The 18,626-nt window shown below is 38.4% G+C and carries 17 protein-coding genes; all 17 read right to left on the reverse strand.

The window, feature by feature from the left end:
• Positions 1–2: 2 nt before the first annotated feature.
• Positions 3–1,025 carry a PorP/SprF family type IX secretion system membrane protein gene (locus ASE92_RS13780; RefSeq protein WP_056850689.1) on the reverse strand — a complete coding sequence of 341 codons (1,023 nt, stop codon included), beginning with the start codon at positions 1,023–1,025 and terminating at the stop codon, positions 3–5.
• Entirely contained in the window at positions 1,022–6,937 is a 5,916-nt protein-coding gene (locus tag ASE92_RS13785) for a PKD domain-containing protein (RefSeq protein WP_157255750.1), read from the reverse strand. The genes ASE92_RS13780 and ASE92_RS13785 overlap by 4 nt, the downstream gene beginning before the upstream one ends.
• A gap of 305 nt (positions 6,938–7,242) precedes the next feature.
• Positions 7,243–8,877 carry a chaperonin GroEL gene (gene groL, locus ASE92_RS13790; RefSeq protein ID WP_056850691.1) on the reverse strand — a complete coding sequence of 545 codons (1,635 nt, stop codon included), beginning with the start codon at positions 8,875–8,877 and terminating at the stop codon, positions 7,243–7,245.
• Between the two features lie 85 nt (positions 8,878–8,962).
• Entirely contained in the window at positions 8,963–9,253 is a 291-nt protein-coding gene (gene groES, locus ASE92_RS13795; protein WP_056850692.1) for a co-chaperone GroES, read from the reverse strand.
• A gap of 228 nt (positions 9,254–9,481) precedes the next feature.
• Positions 9,482–10,417 carry a PD40 domain-containing protein gene (locus ASE92_RS13800; RefSeq protein ID WP_056850693.1) on the reverse strand — a complete coding sequence of 312 codons (936 nt, stop codon included), beginning with the start codon at positions 10,415–10,417 and terminating at the stop codon, positions 9,482–9,484.
• Positions 10,418–10,503: 86 nt separating this feature from the next.
• Entirely contained in the window at positions 10,504–11,265 is a 762-nt protein-coding gene (locus tag ASE92_RS13805; RefSeq protein ID WP_056850694.1) for a DUF4197 domain-containing protein, read from the reverse strand.
• A gap of 179 nt (positions 11,266–11,444) precedes the next feature.
• Complete coding sequence (locus tag ASE92_RS13810; RefSeq protein WP_056850695.1) at positions 11,445–11,900, reverse strand: Hsp20/alpha crystallin family protein; 456 nt, start codon at positions 11,898–11,900, stop codon at positions 11,445–11,447.
• Positions 11,901–11,920: 20 nt separating this feature from the next.
• Positions 11,921–12,304: a hypothetical protein gene (locus ASE92_RS13815; protein WP_056850696.1), complete on the reverse strand. Its 384-nt coding sequence runs from the start codon at positions 12,302–12,304 to the stop codon at positions 11,921–11,923.
• Between the two features lie 4 nt (positions 12,305–12,308).
• Positions 12,309–12,533 (reverse strand): hypothetical protein, encoded by a 225-nt coding sequence (locus ASE92_RS13820; RefSeq protein ID WP_056850697.1) that lies wholly within the window; start codon positions 12,531–12,533, stop codon positions 12,309–12,311.
• Between the two features lie 3 nt (positions 12,534–12,536).
• Positions 12,537–12,803: a hypothetical protein gene (locus ASE92_RS13825; protein ID WP_056850698.1), complete on the reverse strand. Its 267-nt coding sequence runs from the start codon at positions 12,801–12,803 to the stop codon at positions 12,537–12,539.
• Positions 12,804–13,024: 221 nt separating this feature from the next.
• Positions 13,025–13,369 carry a hypothetical protein gene (locus ASE92_RS13830; RefSeq protein ID WP_056850699.1) on the reverse strand — a complete coding sequence of 115 codons (345 nt, stop codon included), beginning with the start codon at positions 13,367–13,369 and terminating at the stop codon, positions 13,025–13,027.
• Between the two features lie 11 nt (positions 13,370–13,380).
• Positions 13,381–13,932, reverse strand: a complete 552-nt coding sequence (locus tag ASE92_RS13835) for an RNA polymerase sigma factor (protein ID WP_056850700.1) — start codon at positions 13,930–13,932, stop codon at positions 13,381–13,383.
• Between the two features lie 128 nt (positions 13,933–14,060).
• Positions 14,061–14,936 carry a hypothetical protein gene (locus ASE92_RS13840; RefSeq protein WP_056850701.1) on the reverse strand — a complete coding sequence of 292 codons (876 nt, stop codon included), beginning with the start codon at positions 14,934–14,936 and terminating at the stop codon, positions 14,061–14,063.
• Positions 14,936–16,099, reverse strand: a complete 1,164-nt coding sequence (locus tag ASE92_RS13845; protein ID WP_056850702.1) for a hypothetical protein — start codon at positions 16,097–16,099, stop codon at positions 14,936–14,938. The genes ASE92_RS13840 and ASE92_RS13845 overlap by 1 nt, the downstream gene beginning before the upstream one ends.
• A gap of 525 nt (positions 16,100–16,624) precedes the next feature.
• Positions 16,625–16,981, reverse strand: a complete 357-nt coding sequence (secG, locus tag ASE92_RS13850; protein ID WP_056850703.1) for a preprotein translocase subunit SecG — start codon at positions 16,979–16,981, stop codon at positions 16,625–16,627.
• A gap of 14 nt (positions 16,982–16,995) precedes the next feature.
• The gene (locus ASE92_RS13855; protein WP_056850704.1) at positions 16,996–18,030 is read right to left on the reverse strand and encodes a hypothetical protein; all 1,035 of its coding nucleotides are present in this window, start codon (positions 18,028–18,030) and stop codon (positions 16,996–16,998) included.
• A gap of 72 nt (positions 18,031–18,102) precedes the next feature.
• A complete protein-coding gene (locus ASE92_RS13860) occupies positions 18,103–18,609 on the reverse strand; it encodes an LptE family protein (RefSeq protein ID WP_056850705.1) in 507 nt (168 codons plus the stop codon).
• Positions 18,610–18,626: the final 17 nt, after the last annotated feature.

Here is an 18,626-nt window from a genome sequence, read left to right on the forward strand (position 1 = left end):
AATTAATAAAAATCGTAACATCTTAAGCCATTCGCCCGCCCACCATTTGAACTATTTTGAAAATACTTTTCGTAGCCCAAACCAATTTCTGATGTTCCACTGGTGTTGGAATAATTGATTTTCGAAGAGGTGGCATCATGACTAATACCTACCCTAAATTTCTCGCCATTGGTTCTTCGGTTAAAAATGTCAAAGATTACCGATAATACAATTGCATCGTTTCCTCCGGCATTACTTCCACCTCGGTACCAAATTCCAGCATTTATGCCAGCGTATTTGTATTGCATCCCTGCGCTATATGAAGTGATATTTTGCTGCTTGTAAACCACGATGGAAGGAATAAGATAACTTCCATCACGATCGTATTGATCGGGAATTAGCGTGAGTTTGTAACTCATATTTCCTGAAATGCGCATGGGCAATTTAGCCTGAAAGCCTGATAGAGATTCATCAGGACGATTGATGTGGTGAGCTGCTACACCAAGCATAAATTTACCGTAAACCAGATTGGTTCCTGCGTTGGCATCAAGATAAAAGCGGCTATCAATACTCGGTCTTTCAGCACCAGAAATACTACCCGGTATGTAGCCCGTTCCGATACCAATCTGATCGCCAAAAACCAATTTGTCCCAATTTAACTTTTGGTTGGTTATTCCGGCCTGTAAGCCAAAAGAAAGTGCAAAATCATCGCCATTTATGATATATGAATAACTGGCGGCGATATTATTTTTTACCAGATAGGCGGTTCCTTCTGTACTTCTGTTAAAAATTATGCCCACACCACTGTTTATCCTTTCCAGGTTTAAATCGCCCGAGGCGCTCATGTAAGAATAATCGCTGGCCAAACCCGACCACTGATTTCGGTATAAGGCATTGAACCGAATATCGCCCTCAAACTGCCCGGTGAGTGCAGGGTTGAGGTAAATTGGTGAATTATAGAACTGTGAATAAATATGATCTTGAGCCATCATCAAGATCGGCAACAGCAAAGCAAGCATCAATAATAGTATCTTTCTCCCCATCATCTTATTAAGTATATTACGCCTGTTTTCCGTGGCGGAGCAGAATCATAAGTCATCCCTTTCCAGTCACTTCCATTTATAAATTTTACCTCTATTTTCCAATAGTAAACGCCCTGTGGTTGGTCTTGCCCTTTAAATGTACCGTCCCATCCTTCTGCTGGCGCACCATCATCCAATTTTGTGGTTTCCCAAATCAGTTGCCCCCATTTATTAAAAACGCTCATTTTCCAGTCTTGAATTCCCTGGCCCTTTGCCCTGAAAGTTTTAATTTCGTTTTTGGCACTTGCAGGCATAAATGAGTTGGGTAAATTTAAGTTTCCTGGTACGCCGATAATTCTAACCGATTGGGTGATGGTAGCCGGACAACCTTCTTTATTTAAAACTTTTAAGGTAACTGGATACACCCCTTCATTTGCATAAGTATGAGTTGGATTTTGTAGTGTTGATCTTGATCCATCTCCAAAAAGCCATTCCCAGCTAACCGCATCGCTACTAATATCTTTAAAACCGAAAGTGAAGTTTGGAATGGACAATTCATTGCCAGGGCTAACAGTAAACGCGGCCACAGGTGGATTTGCCGTTTTGATATATCCCGGAATGCTTACTGTATTTTTACAGCCCAAAATATTTGTTGCGGTCAGGGTTATGTTAAAGCTTTTGCCCGATCCGGTAAAAGTATGTGTTGGCTCAACATTAGTTGAAGTAGTGCCATCGCCAAAATCCCAAACATAACCAATCGCATCCTGACTATTGTTTTTAAACTTTACAACTACACCATCGCATCCAATAGTTTTGTCGGCCGTAAAACTTACTGTAGGTTGTTCTAAAACTTCAATTTCTTCTGTGGTTGAGGCATCGGAACATCCATTGGAAGCGTAAAGTATTATCTTGTATTTGCCTGGTTTGGTAAAAGTATGCGAAACTACCTCTGGAGCAGAATGGGTAATGGCTGTACTTCCATCGGCAAAGTCGTAAACAAATGTACTTGCCCCTTTTGTATTGTTGTAAAAATCTACCTTAAATGGTGCACAACCCCTAAGTTGGTTACTGTTTACAACCAATTCAGGAACAATAGAATTTGGCGAAACCCGGATGGTGTATTGAGATTCGGTTGAACCACATTCATTTGTAGCAAGCATTTTTACTACGTAATCTTTAACTACAAGAGTGTTGTAAGTATGAGAAACACTGGCTTTGTCGGTAGTAGTAACTGTCTCTCCATCGCCAAAATCGTAAGTATAACTGGTAGAATTGCCGGGTGATGTATTGCTAAAAGTTACTTTAAATGGCGAGCACCCGGCTGTTTTATCTGGCGAGAATATAGAAACTGGTTTGGCTTTTACTAAAACTTCAGCAGTTTTGGTGGTTGTGCCGCAAGGTGTAGTAGCAGTTAGTGTAATAATGTAAGTAAGGTCTTTTCCTGTGGGGTCAGCCTGATAGGTTACCGCGGCGGGTTGTGGCAAATCGGAAGTTGTTCCATTCCCGAAATCCCATTTGAAGGTAGCTGCGGTTAGTGACGTAGAGGTATTGGTAAACGTAACGTTCAAAGGCCCACAGCCGCTTGTTGTATTCTGTGTAAACGCTGCAGTAACATCTTGCCGGGTGGTGAATGTATGTGTAATCTCATCGTTATCACAGCCATTACTACTGGTTACCGCAAGTTTAATAATTACGCTTTCATTTTGATTGAGGATGGTATAACCAGGAAAAGTTGCTCCTGTTCCAATTTCTACTCCATTTGCAAACCAGGTATAAGTAGCATTTCGATCTGGATACAAAACAGCTGACACATTAGTACTTGTAAGTTTAAACGGAGCGCAGCCTTTGTCTTCATTAAAAGTAATTTCTGCTTTCGCAGGAAGATTTACAGTGAGCTTTATTGAGTTACTCATGTTAATCGAGCACGAACCGCTGGTTACTCTACGGCGGTAGTAAATGGTTACCGTTGGCAATGGTGGTGTAAAATTTGACGTATTTGCCCCAATTACATCGCTCCAAACTGTTCCATTTAAACTAGACTGCCACTGATAATTAAAATTGCCATCGCCACCCGTTGGTATAGATCCAGTTAATGGAGCTGCTGCTGAACCTATACACAGTTGTTGATCTGCAGAAATGGTGTTATTTGCCAGATCTGGCAATACATTTATTTCTACTACATTACTTACCGAAGTGCAGATGGTGCTGTTAACCAATCTTCTGTAAAATAAGGAAGCGGGCGGACTAACCGTTAAATCCTTATCAATTGACGAAGGAATATTTACCCATGTGCTTCCATCGGTACTGCTTTGCCATTGATAATTGAAACTTCCTGAACCGCCTGTTGGAACATTGCCTAGAATAGTAACCTGCTGACCAGAACAAACTGATGTCGCGGCGCTATTAATGTTATTCGAAATAGGGGAGAAGTATGTGATTGTTACCTCCGATGAGGATGGCGGACAGCCCGTAAAACCTGTAATTGTCCATTTAAACTTGTAAACTTCTCCGGGAATTAAACCAGTTACATTTGTATTAAATATAGTAGCATCAGCTATTGTTACTCCTGTTTGATTGGAGCTGAGTGTCCACAAGCCATTGTTCGGAGCCGGATTATTTCCATTTAAAGTTACACCGTTCCCACTACATAAATTTTGATCGATACCTGCATTGGCGGTAACTGTTAAAGGATTAACGGTAATAGTAGAAACCGATGAAATGGCTTCGGCGCAACTTCCACTTTTAACAAACGCCCGGTATTGTGTTGTTATGCTCAAATTAGCATAAACCAATGGATTTGCATTGGAGTTTATCACCGACCAGTTTTGTCCATTATCAATAGAGCGTTCCCATCTGATGATGCTGCCAACCTGCCCAGATAGCGTGATATCTCCTCCGTTAGTACCCGCACACAAGGTATTGCTGCCAGAAGTGGTCCCTCCAATACTTTCCGGGCTTACAGTAATTTGTACCTCATCACTTGTTGTCGAACAAGCGCTATCGCTTATTGTCCACTTTAAAACATAGGTATTGCCAGCCTGCAAGCCAGAGAGTTCAGTGTTGTATTTGGTATCATTAGCAAAAGAAATTGTAGTAGGGGCAGTTACAATTGTCCATTTACCTGAACCAACCAAAGCTTCATTGGCTTGAAGCATATAGGTGTTTACATTACAAAGGGCTGCATCTGCACCGGCATTTGCCAATGTTGCACTCGGGTTAACGGTAATGGTAATTGTGGTTGGTGCACCGGCACAATTACCTGCCGAAACTGGGGTTATGGTATAAGTTACTGTTGCAGGCGTTGAACCTGAATTGGTTAAAATATCATTAATTACGGTGCTAGATGATGCAACACTTTGGTTGCTATTTCCTGTAATTTCTCCACTAATCACGCTGCTGTAAATGTATTTTACATTGGTCATTACCGATGATAAACTTATAGCTGCACTCGTTTTATTGCAAATATTAAGGGTTGGAGCGGTTGCATTTACCAAAGGACTTGGATTTACCGTAACTTTAAATGTAAAGGGAGTACCAAAACAGCCGTCCAAAGTTGGAGTAATTACATAGGTAACAATTGCATCAGTGGTCAAATCGGTATTGGTTAACACATCGTCTATCTTTCCACTTCCGCTTGCTGCAAAGCCTGTTGCATTTGTGCTACCAGTTGCTGTCCAGTTAAAAACGGTTCCGGCAACAGCCGAAGTTGGGGTGTAATCCACGTTTTTGCCTGTACAAATTACTTTTGCTGCTGCACTTGTAATATCAATATTCGGTTTAATCGTGAGTACTACATCATCATCAATTTGATTACATGGGGCGGCCAAAGCGGTTGTTACTCTCAGGCGCAAGGTCACGCTGCCGCTATTTTTTTCGGCAAGCGTCGGCGTATATACTGCGTTTAATGCATTTCTGCTTGGCGTGAAAAGACCATTTCCACCAATCCAGGATTGAGAAGTTGTGGATCCGGTGATAGTTGCTGCCAATGGGAAAGAAGGCTCGTTGAAACAAATACTTTGATCGGTACCTGCATTAATTACCGGAGCAGTAGAAAAAGTAATTTTTTGAGTTTTAGTGATAGTACCACAATTATTTTTCTGCGTTACGCTAATCGTATATTCATCATAGTTGTCAAATTTGATTGACGGATACTTTGTATTTGAAGTAGTTCCGTTTGCAAAACTATATGTTCCGGCACCAGTAGCGGTTACCGTCCAGGTATACGTATCAGCTTCATCGAGCAGTGTTCCATCAATCAAAGTTTTTGTGGGGCCAACTGTTGTCGGGTTAAAATCGTAGGTGGCGAGGTTACAAAGGGTAATGTTTGGAGATAAAGTAACAATTGGCGATTTATTAACCACAACGGTTTGCGGTGTAGATGAAACCAAACCACAAGATGGTGTTGTAATGTTTAGGGTAATGGTATAAACGCCGGCAGTATTGAACAAAAATTCTGGCTCTTTACTTTGTGCATTTGTGCCACTAATAAAGTTCGCCGCTGGCGATATTACCCAAAAATAAGAATTGGCTGCATTGCAGATCTGATCGATCACCGATTTATCAGTAACTTTTATCGATCCACCTGCACATGTTGTTTTGGTAGCTAAAACAAAATCTGGTTTTGGAGGATCCTGAATACAGATAATTTTTTCTACAACCTCAGCCTGGCAAGCACCCGAACTGTTCGACTCCAGTCTGATCTTGTGTTCACCGTGTGTTAAGAATTTATATACAAAATCATACGAGCGGGGTTTGTTTGCCTCCACCAGAACTCCATCAACATACCAGTTATAGGTTACTACATTTTCTGTACAGCCAGAGGAGTTGGTATTCGGATTTTCTCCCGCGGTTGAGGTATTAATAAAAGTGATATTGGTGTTGGTACAGCCAGGATTGGTGAAAGTGAAATTATTTACCGGCTGCGCTACAACCTTTGCCGATGAAGAAACTGGTGTTCCCAAATCGCCACAAAATACGTTTGAGACTTTTATGGTTACATCAAAAGCATTGAAGATAGTACCAGCGCTTGATACGGAAGTGCTTCCGCAGGATGAGCGGAGATAATTATGTTTTACCTTACCCTGCAGTGCGGCAATATCGCAGAAAGTGTAAACAGATGTTGAATTATCACCCCAGGTGATGGTGTATTTGTCGCCGGGAAAATTATTTTGTATTCCGCCAGGTGAGGTATAATCCACGCTAAACTCCAAAGCGCCCAAAGGCAAACAAACGATGTTGTTACCCGAGTTTCCAAATGCGGTAACTGTTTTGTTATTGATTAGAAAATACGCTTTGGTGGCCACGGTTCCATCTGGATTTACCGCCTTAGTTAATATTGTGTAGTGCGCCTGGTCGGCAGTAAACTGTTGCAGCTTTGTGGTAAAATTCAATGGCGATACATTACCAGTTAGCTCATTGGTAACAGTTGCTGTAACTACAGAAGCGGCAGTAGATTCATTGGAAATAATAAATTGATTATTAGGTCGGCTGGTGCAGATACCAAATGTTTCGGTATTGTTTGGGTTGAGGTAGTTTGAGATTAATTTCGCCTCGGTGGCTGCTCCGGATTTTATTTCGAAAGCTGTTGATTCGGTACTAATAATAGCTGGATTGGTAGACTTAACCCTCAATTTATAATTTGTTCCCGGAAGGATTCCTGTTGCGGGAATAATGCCATTTACATAGGTGCTGTAAAAAGCAGTATAGCTGCCAATTAATTTTTCGGTTCCGAAATTTCCGTTTTCATCAGATAGGTAAAGCTGAAAAACATTGTTTTGCCCGAAGCATTCTGTGGGCAATTTAAATGTTGCAGCAATAGTACTTCCAGGCGTATATGGTCCTGCATTTACTGGCCCAATAGTGATTTGAGCAAATGTTATTTTAGTACTAAATAATAACCCTAAAATAAGGGCATACAAAAGCCATTTCCTTTTCAAACAGGTCTACATTAAGAAATCTCTAACACGGGGGAATGATTTAGTTGCGGTAATCAGTGTGTGGCCTGATTGTCTTACTTACATTTGTGTAATAAGTAATGCTACGCTTTCTTAAATATTCAAGTACAAATAAGGTAAATTCTAAGTTACACTCACAAATATTTACACCAAACAGCTTCTGAAGAGTGATTTATGAAAGTAAAAATGCCTTTTTTGATATCGTGAGGGCATAAAAAAACCCTCAAGGGATGAAAACCTTGAGGGCATATTTTTACACGAAAAATTTTCGTGATATGGGTTTATGATTACATCATGCCACCCATGCCACCACCACCCATAGGAGGCATTGGAGCACCACCTTCTTCAGGTTCGTCTGCCAATACAACTTCGGTTGTTAATAGCATTGCTGCAATTGATGCTGCATTTTCTAGTGCTACACGAGAAACTTTAGTTGGATCGATAACACCAGCACCAATTAAGTTTTCATAAACATCAGTACGGGCATTGTAACCGTAATCTGCTGTTCCTTCTTTAACTTTTTGTACTACGATAGAACCTTCGATACCTGCGTTCTCACAAATCTGACGTAATGGTTCTTCAATAGCACGACGGATGATCTGAATACCAGTATTCTCATCCTCGTTTGCTCCTTTTAAATCAGCAATTGATGCAACTGCACGAATGAAAGCAACACCACCACCTGCAACAATACCTTCTTCTACAGCCGCACGGGTTGCATGTAAAGCATCATCAACACGGTCTTTTTTCTCTTTCATTTCTACTTCACTTGCAGCACCAACGTAAAGAACAGCAACACCGCCAGCTAGTTTAGCTAAACGCTCTTGTAATTTTTCTTTATCGTAATCTGATGTAGTGGTTTCAATTTGAGCTTTAATCTGGCTTACGCGAGATTTAATATCTTCAGAGTTACCAGCACCGTTAATAACTGTAGTGTTGTCTTTATCAACTACCACTTTTTCAGCAGAACCTAAGTAAGTTAAATCAGCATTTTCTAATTTGTAACCTCTTTCTTCTGAAACAACAATACCGCCAGTTAAAATTGCGATGTCTTCTAACATTGCTTTTCTTCTATCGCCAAAACCTGGAGCTTTAACTGCTACAACTTTTAATGAACCACGGATTTTATTTACTACCAAAGTCGCTAAAGCTTCACCATCTAAATCCTCAGAAATGATCACCAATGGTTTACCAGTTTGAACAGTTTTTTCTAAAACTGGCAACAATTCTTTCATGTTGCTGATTTTTTTGTCGTAGATTAAAATGTAAGGATTATCTAATTCAGCTTCCATTTTATCTGCATTGGTAACAAAGTATGGAGATAAATAACCTCTATCAAACTGCATACCTTCCACTGTTTTAACTTCAGTTTCAGTACCTTTTGCTTCTTCAACAGTAATTACACCATCTTTACCAACTTTGCCCATTGCCTCGGCAATTAGAGCGCCGATCACCTCATCATTATTAGCTGAGATAGATGCAACTTGTTTAATTTTGTTATTGTCTTCACCAACAGTTTGAGATTGCTCTCTTAAATTAGCCACAACAGCAGCAACAGCTTTATCAATACCACGTTTCAAATCCATTGGATTTGCACCAGCAGCAACGTTTTTAATACCAGTAGTAATAATGGCCTGAGCTAAAACAGTAGCAGTAGTTGTTCCATCACCCGCAATATCAGCTGTTTTAGAAGCTACTTCTTTCACCATTTGAGCGCCCATGTTTTCAACCGCATCTTTCAATTCGATTTCTTTAGCAACTGTAACACCATCTTTAGTGATCGCTGGAGAACCGAATTTTTTATCGATAATTACGTTACGTCCTTTTGGGCCCAACGTTACTTTTACTGCATTCGCTAGAATATCAACGCCTCTTTTCAGGGCATCACGAGCTTCTACGTTATATTTTACTTGTTTTGACATTTTGATTTAAGATTTTAGAATTACGATTTACGATCTATTAAATCGCATTTACTTATGACTTTTAACTTTCTACTTTTAACTTAAATTATCCTACTACAGCGTAGATATCAGTTTCACGCATAATTAGATAGTCTTTACCTTCGTAAGGAAGTTCAGTACCGCCGTATTTACCATAAATAACAACATCCCCAACTTTTACGGTTGCTTTTTTACCTTCAGCATCTTCTTCAGAAACAGATACTACAGTTCCTTTAGATGGTTTTTCTTTAGCGGTATCAGGGATATACAAACCCGATGCAGTTTTCTCTTCTGCGGCAGCTGGTTCTACAATTACTCTGTTCGAACTGCCAGCAATTGGTTTAAGGTTTAACGCCATAACTTTTTATTATTTTTTATTTTGATTTGAGTTTTTTAACTAAGCATACAATTAACACTTTTTATGCCAAGTGCTTTTGAGGGACAAATTTTCACTCGTCCTGTCAAAATATAAACAAATTGAGAATATTTGGTGTCAGCTTGGCAGGGAGGAAGAATACCAGCCACCTTCAAATGTTTTATAAGCTGCATCTAGCCGAGGTATGCTATACGCTTAAATTAAGAAAATCTACTTCAATGCTCCTGTTGGATTCAAACCCTTATCTACTAGAGTTTTGATGTTTCCCTTCAGATCCGAAACGTAAATTTTGCTTTGGGTATATGGCTTTTCGCTGCCGCTATAAAAAATCCGGTCATCTGCGGTTACGAAAATGTAGGGAACATTAACTCCTTTTGGCGAAAGTCTCTCGATCTTTTTGCTGGCAATATTCAAGATGTAAGCCGCTTCGCTTGGCCCCGTTAGGCCATCAGGAGCGTCTGAGTTTCCTGCATTGAAAATGAGTTTTGTGCCATCTTCAGAATAAAAGAAGTGATTGCCGCTGGCGATCATAAAATCCTTTCCAATCAAATCCGCAATCACTCTGGATTCGACTAATTTTCCATCAACGTTAAACGTATAAAGGTTTTTTAAATCATGCGCCACCAATTCCTTTTCGTTTTTCCATGTTGGCGAATAAACGTTTATCGCCGAGGCGCTATCCAAAATCAAATAACCCGTATTATCTGCTTTAATTACCCCAACCTTCCAAAGGTTTTTACTATTAAAAATGTTAAAAGCAATTGCATTTCCATTCGGCGACCACATGGCTTGGTAATAATTGCTACTATTCACATGTAACTGCAGCTGACTTTTGTTTTCTAAATCGGCAACCCAAATCGTCCGGTTGCCTGTTGTATTATTCACCGTGTAGGCTAGCTTGTTCCCATCTGGCGAAATAGCTGGGTCCATAGCGCCCCCAAAGGAGATTTGTTTCATCGTATCAATACTTGTGGCCACAATTTTTTCTCCATCCTGGTAAGCCAAAGCGAAATTTTTACTGCTTAAAGAAATGCTATCCAACATTGCTGTTGATTTTGACTCTTCATTTTTATTTGAGTTGCATGACGCGAAAATAGCTAGACAAAAGATAGTAACGGCTGCAAAACGCGATTTGAATGTTATCATGTACAATTTTACGAATTGTTTTAAATAAAGCAGGCCCGAGTTTTTTCAAAACCCGGGCCTGCTGCCTTTTATGATTTTGTTCAGACTTAAATCTTCTTTCTATCAGCGTATCCAAACACCTTTTGTAGTAAAGTTGTGCTACGTGAGCTTAAATTACCTCTTATTTTAAGTTCTTCTTTTGCAACTTCAATGAATAAACCATCAATCGCTTTTTGCGTAACGTATTCTGTGAGGTTTGTATTTACCGGTTTTACTAAAGGGAGCCGGTTATATTGCGAGGTTAAATCAGAATAGTATTTTGTAGCATTAACCTTGTTTAAGCTCGTTGTTACTATCGGACTAAATTTTTGCATCAATTGTGCCGTGGTCACACGTTTGAAATAAGTGGTCGCCGCGTCGTTGTTTCCTAATAAAATATTAGAAGCGTCTGCCAATGTCATTTGTTTTATAGCATTTATAAAAATTGGTTTTGCTTCAGTAGCCGCATCTTCAGCAGCACGATTCAAACTAGTGATTACGTTATCACAAAGTTTGTTCAGGCCAATTCCACGCAAGGTTTTCTCTACCTTTTGTGCTTCGGGAGGCATTAGAATTTTTACCGCTAAATTTCCTAAGAAACCGTCCTTCACCGATAATCTATCGGCACCCGCAGAAACCCCAATTTGCAAAGCTTCTTTAATGCCCTGGCCAATCTCGAACGTACTTGGTGTGCCAGTTGCGCTTGTTGTATTTGCTTGTTTTTCAGTAATTTTTTTAAAAATGTCGCTTAACTTAATCTGTGCTTTGGCGTTAAAATTGGAAAATAATATTAATGCTAGGGATGCAGTTAAAATATTGATTCTTTTCATCGTGTGTGTTTGGCTTTTTAAAGCAAAATGGCTGCCACAAATTTTAGCAACTTAATTGTTGGGAAGATAAAGGTTTGATCCTAGCAAACATGTTCAATTTATGGAGGCGAAAAATCCTTAAAGAAATAAACCCCGATTGTAAAAACAATCAGGGTTTTCGAAATTATAATAGACGAAACTTAGTTTACTGCGATATCTTTTGCAGGCATATTCGTTTCAGGATTTTTAGGCAGAATGATTGTTAAAATGCCATCGGCATATTTCGCTGTGATCTGATCAACGAGGGCTTTGCCATTTAAAGCAAATGCTCTTTCAAAAGCACCATTGCTAAATTCTCTTCTACTGAATTTTTTTTCGCTTTCTGCCGGTTCTTCTTTCGGGGTGTAAGAAATGGTTAAAACATCGTCTTTAGTTAATACTTTCAGGTATTCTTTTTCCAAGGCAGGAGCAAAAACGTAGATAGTGAACTTCTCATCAGTTTCTTCAATGTTCGCCGGTACACGTCGGGTACCATTCCCAAACATTTCGTGTGCATGGTGGGCAAATCTTCCATTGTGATGTCTGCCAAATCTTGCGTGTGTTGTTCCGCAGCTGTTATTCATTTTGCCGGTGTGGCATCTATTTTCGTTGTACATGTTATTAAAATTAATTGTGATCAGTTCGAGATCATTTGCTGGGTTCTCGAAATACCCAGTAATTGTGTAATGATGTTGGCATAAGGATACGATGGAGAAAAAACGGCGTAATCGAATTTTAATCCGCGTATTTGCACCACGATGTCATCAATAAACTTCATTGGCTCAAGCAACGCACTTATCAAACCAGATTTAGGTTTTTCATCTTCCGAATGTTGTTTGAAGATATCTAAATCTTCATTATAGGCTTTAAAATCTGCTCCAATATTTTCAATTGGCGACTTAAATTCCTGAGCACCGAAAAAAGTAACTTTTTCTCCTTTGGTAATCAACTCGCTTGCAAAACCTAAAATAGGATTAACATCATTTTGCGAAGGACTGCTTAAAACTAAAACCTGAGACATCTGCTTACTGGTTTAAACTATCAATTGGAATGATTACGCTATCAACTGCCTTCCGGTTGTGATGGCTAAAACCGTGGTTTTCGTGGTGTGAATCACAATCGTTTTCCCGGTAATTCCTGTTCTTGAGATCTAACCGATCCGGATATCCGTTTTGAATGGCCAACACATTCAAGCTGTAAAAGGTTGCACCTGCTACAACCATGGCTAATAATATTCTAAATGCTTTCATGGCTTAGTAATTAATGTTGATGTGATTTGTTGGGCCGTTTCCTTGAATGGTGGGTTTGTACCATTGATTATCAATAGGTACAATTGGCGAGTAATTTGAGTTAAACTCTTCGAATCGATTTGCGAAGTGACGACGACGGCGGCCGAAAATCATTTTGAGGAACAGACCGATAACCATCAATCCCAATATAAACTTAAATATGAAGGGCACGAAAAATACGGCTGCGCCAAGTAAGATTCCGAATGCTATAGCTTTAAATATTTGTTTCATTTTTTGATTATTTAATAGGGTAGACGGCGGTGATTTATTTTTACTTTAAATAATTTGAAAAAAATTATTTCATGCCATGATTTGTGTTGGCTTGGCTAAACAACACCTAATACGGTCATTAATGAAGAATTGGAAAGCTCCTCGCTGCATAGCAATCCCTTTTAGACAAAGACGGGCAAGAGTTTAAAACACAAAAAGCCAGCTTTTCAGCTGGCTTCATATTATTCTTTGTTTCGATGTCCCCATCCTCCACAACGGCGGCGGTATTCTTCTTTAAACTTTGCCCGTTCTTCCTCGTTCATTCCTTCCCATTTCGAGCGCATTTCTCTGGCTTTTTCGCGAAATCGGTTGTTGCCCCCACCTTTGTTGAAATTGCCAAACAACAAGCGGCAAAGTACCAGCAAACCTAATGCCTGCCAGAAATTTAATTTACCGGCGTGGACTACTTCTGGTAAAATCCAGTTCCATAAAAACATGACAACGTAGCCTAAGGCCGCTGCGATTAGTGCTACAACAGGGATAAAGAAAATGAATTTCTTGCCTTTACTAAACTTTTTATTTCTCATTTCCTATTCAATTAATAGTTAATAAATTCTTGATATAAATTTTGCAAACGGCTGCGCAAATGTTTCACTGCATAGCCCTTTCTTGATATTAAAGTCTTGATGTTTTCACCGGTTTCATCAGCCAGTTCTTGAAAAGTACGTTCTTCCAATTCATTCTGAACAAAAACATAACGCTGGTTTTCCGGCAGTTCTTCCAGTGCCAAAAATAGCTGATCCCAGAAAAGCTTTTTCAAACCTTCTTGCTCAGGAGAATAGGCGTCAGCCAATAAAATCTCTTTAAAATTGATTTCCCCGTCCTCGCCTTCGAAAGTAAAATCTTCCAAATGATCTTCTTTTTGCTTTCGGTATTTATCGGTGATTTTATTCCGGGCGACGCGATAAAGCCAGCCACTAATTTGCTCTATGGCACCAGCTTCAGGCTGATTGCTTAACTGGTACCAAACATCCTGCAAAATATCTTCCGCATCCTCATCCGTACTCACTCGCCCGCGGATGAAACTGAATAAGCGTTTTCCGTAGTTGGAAACCGTAGAAATAATATTTTGAGATTCGTTTGTTGGCAAAATTAATTGGGTTTATAAACCAGAAAACGGATGAGATTCAATATTACTTTAAATTGCGCTCATTTTTTTAAAAGTTAATTCAAAAATTTAGGTCAAAAAAAACCTTCCGGGAAGGAAGGTTTTAAAAATTAATCATTTAAAAGTGTTTGTAGATTAAAAGATTTTTTATAGTGGAAGGGTACTGGATAAAAATCATCTTTAAAAAAAACCTCCGATATTGAATAATGTGGAATTATCTTAAAATCAGTTATTCCTAATCCTATTTTGTATTTTATTTCTGTTGTTATTCTGCCAAATGAATATTCTGCATCATGAATAGGTTTTAAATCAATCCAAAAATCTACCGTCTTATTTTTATCATCAATATTTGATATAAACCATTTGTCGTAAAAATCATCAATCCATGTATCAAATGGCTTTAAAGCAGTTGAGTCTTTCATGATAACTCTTCGCAATGAATCTATATTTTCTTTTGTATATGGTTTGGATAATAAATTTAATTTAAATTTATATGATTTCCCTCCATATTCTGGGAAATATTTCAAATCTTCTTGTAAATCAAATGCTTGCCCAACTATCTTGCATTTTTCGAAAGTGTAATATTTATCCTTACTTTTTATAATCGGTTGAAAATCAAAAAAATCATAATATCCAGATGAAAGCAATTTTTCTTTGATTTCATCCATATTAATTGTTATTTTTTTTAACGCATCAGTACTTAGCACTTCCTTGAGCACTATCTTTTTTTGTGGTATGATGTAAAATGTAAACATGAAATCAGCATTATCATTAATCCTACTTCGCTTAATTTGATTTAATTTGAAACGAACATTTAAAGCATAAATCTCCCTACCACTATTATCTGAAGCTATTATAGCATTACAACCAGAATATTTACCAGCAGTACTATCAATATCTACAATAACATACTGTTTAGAAATATTAATTTGAGCAAATAAAGAAATGCTATAAAATACTATAATAATCATATATATATATTTCATTAGTTTTTACATTTTAGGGCTGTAGTAATTGTATATGATCCATTTCCCTGCTCAGCACTGTTGGTGTATATTGCACCATCAGGTGCAAATTTGTGCAAAGAAGTTTTCTGTAGGCCACCCCATGCCATTTTATCAAAATATAGGGGGTCAGCCGGTGTTGGAATATTGTGTGTAATAGCATAGTTTTTTAACATTGATGAAATTTCGGAAGTAAAAGTTTTAGCAATTTGTTCATGCTGGGCAACATTTCCATATGAGTCAGGAAGTGGAGCTCCACTTTCATCGAACAACAAAGTATAGGCGGTTTCAAACTCATGATCTGAACCTTTTTGTCCAGATCTGATTAAATACATATTCCAATCAAAATACGCATGCAAATATTCATGCATCATAGTCCTTACCGTTGCAAGTTCTGATGCCTTATTTAAATAACTAGAATTAAAATTAATTTTAGATACATAACCTTGAGTACCCCAGCTATTAGGATTTGTTATCAATGTAGTTTCAGCAATTGAACCTGGAGCAATTGTCTCTTCTGTAATAATTGCATTGAAATTAGCACCAGTTCCTAAATTCAATTTATTCAATACACTTGAAATTAACCCAGATCCTGTTGCAGTATTTTTCATGCCTAATCCTTCGAGTGCAGCTTTGATATCTTTTAAACATTGTCTGGCATCTGGATCTACATCAACCACTTTAGGCGCTTGCGGTGAACCTCCTCCACCTTCGTTTCCACCGCCAATGGGCGTGGGTACATAACCTCCACCACCTCCACTTTCTGCTCCATCAGCACAAATGTAACCTGAAAAATATGTTGAACACTCCATATATCCTTCAACGCCAACACAGGCTGTTTTATAGTCAGGTTGTGGGAATGCACATGCGGGCGGAATATAGATCATGAGTTTGTTCATCCCAACGTCTTTACGCTCTACTAGGGCTGGGTCTTTCAAATCAGACAAAGCATTTTTATTTCCATAATAATATCCTTCCAAGCTTCCATTAATCCTTTTTGTAATAACGCCTTTATCATACTCCCAGCCATTCTGTAAATCGCCATTCATATTAAAAAACATAATTTTACCACTCAGACCAACAGCTTGTTTATAATGTACGTTGTTTAACTTTATTATTTCTTTACCCTCATTTAATACAGACATATAACACCCGGTTATAAACTTATTCGTAGTTTGATCCTTAAAGATTAGTAAGTGAATACTATTCCTCAATTGGGCTTCTTTATTATTAATACTGGTACTCAGCTTTTGATAAACCTGTTTAGGGTTAGAAAGTTCAACCTCGTAAACAATTATCTTATTAACGTCTTCCTTAGTCGTAACTGATTTCCATATTGGTTTGAGATCATTGAATGGAATATTCTTTACAGACACATTCTTATTATACCATTCCTCTAGTTTCTGTTGATCTATTATTGTGGTTTCAACGCTCTTTTTGCAGGCGTTAGCAATAAAGAGTAATAAGACAAGAACCAATTGCTTTAATAGCTTTTTTCTTATTTGCTAATTTAGATTTATAATTAATGATTATTTGAGAGATGAGGTAAACGAATATAGCAATAAGTTTTAAAAATTCAATTGTGTATTGTAGTATTCAAATAGAAATTTATACAATAAAAAAAGCTTTCCCTTTGGAGGAAAGCTTTCAAAAATGCTTTATTAAATTAATTATTTTTTAGTCGTATCAGCTGTTGCAGGTTTTGCCGGAGTAGTGTTGTTTAATGATCCACCAAGTGGAGATGGAGCCGGAGTTTTATCCAAACGCTCTTGAATAGCAGAGTTTCCTACAGCTGTAGCACCACCGCCATTTTTAGTAATCGTAGTAATGCCTAAGGTTAAAATCACAATGGCAGCTAATAAAACCCACGATCCTTTTTCTAAAACATCGCCCGTACGTTGAACGCCAAACATGTTGCTTGTGCCGCCACCCGTTGCTAAACCACCACCTTTAGGGTTTTGTATCAATACAAATAAACCTAAAGCTATACACACAACAATTAATAAAATGATTAAAAAGGTTACCATGGTAATATTATATTTTAAAATTTCTTTTCTATAGATTGGATAAGGTCGGCAAAGTAACGGCTTTTTTCTGGATATTTCAAACTTAATTTTTTATAAGTATCTATGGCTTTGTGGTAAAGCATTTGCTCGATGTAAATTTTCGCCAAAGTTTCCGAAACGAGGTCGTAGTTATCTTCTGCACTCTTTTTTGCCTTGTTTTCGTTATCGATTTGCTCTGGCTTTGGTGGTTTAATTGTAGGGTCTTCCTTCAAAAATTTCTCAATAATTTCAGCGCCCTTTGCATCTTTAACTTCGGGTGTAGGGTATTCTGCTAAATGATCTGCTACTTCGAAAGGGGTTTGAATGTGAAAGATGTGCTCTACATATTGCTGCTGAAATTCTGCTCTTTCTTGCTGCTGGTTAGTTTGCTGCTGTTTGTGCGCTAAACCTGGCCGTGGTTGTGCGTAAGGCTGAAATATCTGTTCGTGCTCTTTTCTTGTTTTGGCCAACCACCATAGAAACGTATAAGGAAGTTGGTCATCATCGTACTTAGAAACACGGTGAATTTCCGGTTCATCGGGAGTAACGGTTTCGATTTGTGGCGGCTCAGGAACAACATCAGTACTTAGTTTCTGTTCAAAAGCAAAGAAATCAGTTGCAGCTACGCTTTCAATAAAGTTGTTTTCATCCGCAGGCAAGTCTAGTAAATGGCTATCTATTCCAGGTAAATTTTTCGGCGTTTCTATTTCCGAAGGTGGAGCAATCTCAGCTGCTGCTGCATTTTCATCTTTAATCTCTTCAGAAATTAATTGTTCTTCAACAATTTCTTTCCCAATGATCTCTTCTTCTGCTTCGGTAATTGGTACTATATTCAATATATGGAATAAGGTATGCCCTTTAGTATACAGAGCCGCTTTAGGAACAAATGATGCTTCTGCCTTGGCCAGTAACAAGTGGATCGGCTGTGCATAGGGAAACCGTGCTGCCATTTCTTTCAACATTGGCACATGCGCTAACCCAACCTTTCCGGGTTGAGCAAGTAAATCTGCCAGTAGTTGTTTGTTATCCATTGTTGAGGTTTGTCGCTAAGTTAAAAAATGTAAGCGGTTTTTAAGAAAAGATTACGCTGTGTAATTGGATATTTACCACTGTGCAAAAGCTCTGTTAAAAATATCTTCGGTCAATTGTTTGTTAATCTGATCAAGTGCATTTGGTAAAGCAGCTTGAATGGAAGCCCCATTTAAAGGAAAATCGAAAAATTTGGTAAAGCTTTCTTCAAAACTTTCTTTTTCCTTTCCAGCTACATTATTTACATACTTGATGGATACCGTTACGGTTAATCGGTTAGCGCCTGCAGTTGGTGTAGAACTTGATTGCAATGCAACCGGCTTAATATCGTAACCTGTAATTCGTCCTTCAAAAACAGCATCAGCTTCAGTAGTGGAAACACTTAGGTTTGTTTGGTTCCGAATTCTTGTTTTTAGGGCTTCAGTTAACTGATTATTTAAATTTGGAACAACAAGTGGCGCATTATTTTCAAAAGTACGCACAATAACCGTTTTTAAACCTTCGGTTGATGCGCCACTAAACTTATAGGAGCACGAGCTTAAAACAGCAATGAGAAGGATGGCAAATATTTTGATTTTCATTAAAATGAAGATTTAAG

The organism is Pedobacter sp. Leaf41, from assembly GCF_001422545.1.
Classification (GTDB): Bacteria; Bacteroidota; Bacteroidia; order Sphingobacteriales; family Sphingobacteriaceae; genus Pedobacter.

Coding starts and splice junctions, on each gene's coding strand:
- ASE92_RS13780 (WP_056850689.1), bottom strand. CDS start 1,025: ATGATGGGGAGAAAGATACTATTATTGATGCTTGCTTTGCTGTTGCCG.
- groL (WP_056850691.1), bottom strand. CDS start 8,877: ATGTCAAAACAAGTAAAATATAACGTAGAAGCTCGTGATGCCCTGAAA.
- groES (WP_056850692.1), bottom strand. CDS start 9,253: ATGGCGTTAAACCTTAAACCAATTGCTGGCAGTTCGAACAGAGTAATT.
- ASE92_RS13800 (WP_056850693.1), bottom strand. CDS start 10,417: ATGATAACATTCAAATCGCGTTTTGCAGCCGTTACTATCTTTTGTCTA.
- ASE92_RS13805 (WP_056850694.1), bottom strand. CDS start 11,265: ATGAAAAGAATCAATATTTTAACTGCATCCCTAGCATTAATATTATTT.
- ASE92_RS13810 (WP_056850695.1), bottom strand. CDS start 11,900: ATGTACAACGAAAATAGATGCCACACCGGCAAAATGAATAACAGCTGC.
- ASE92_RS13815 (WP_056850696.1), bottom strand. CDS start 12,304: ATGTCTCAGGTTTTAGTTTTAAGCAGTCCTTCGCAAAATGATGTTAAT.
- ASE92_RS13820 (WP_056850697.1), bottom strand. CDS start 12,533: ATGAAAGCATTTAGAATATTATTAGCCATGGTTGTAGCAGGTGCAACC.
- ASE92_RS13825 (WP_056850698.1), bottom strand. CDS start 12,803: ATGAAACAAATATTTAAAGCTATAGCATTCGGAATCTTACTTGGCGCA.
- ASE92_RS13830 (WP_056850699.1), bottom strand. CDS start 13,369: ATGAGAAATAAAAAGTTTAGTAAAGGCAAGAAATTCATTTTCTTTATC.
- ASE92_RS13840 (WP_056850701.1), bottom strand. CDS start 14,936: ATGAAATATATATATATGATTATTATAGTATTTTATAGCATTTCTTTA.
- ASE92_RS13845 (WP_056850702.1), bottom strand. CDS start 16,099: ATGTCTGTATTAAATGAGGGTAAAGAAATAATAAAGTTAAACAACGTA.
- secG (WP_056850703.1), bottom strand. CDS start 16,981: ATGGTAACCTTTTTAATCATTTTATTAATTGTTGTGTGTATAGCTTTA.
- ASE92_RS13855 (WP_056850704.1), bottom strand. CDS start 18,030: ATGGATAACAAACAACTACTGGCAGATTTACTTGCTCAACCCGGAAAG.
- ASE92_RS13860 (WP_056850705.1), bottom strand. CDS start 18,609: ATGAAAATCAAAATATTTGCCATCCTTCTCATTGCTGTTTTAAGCTCG.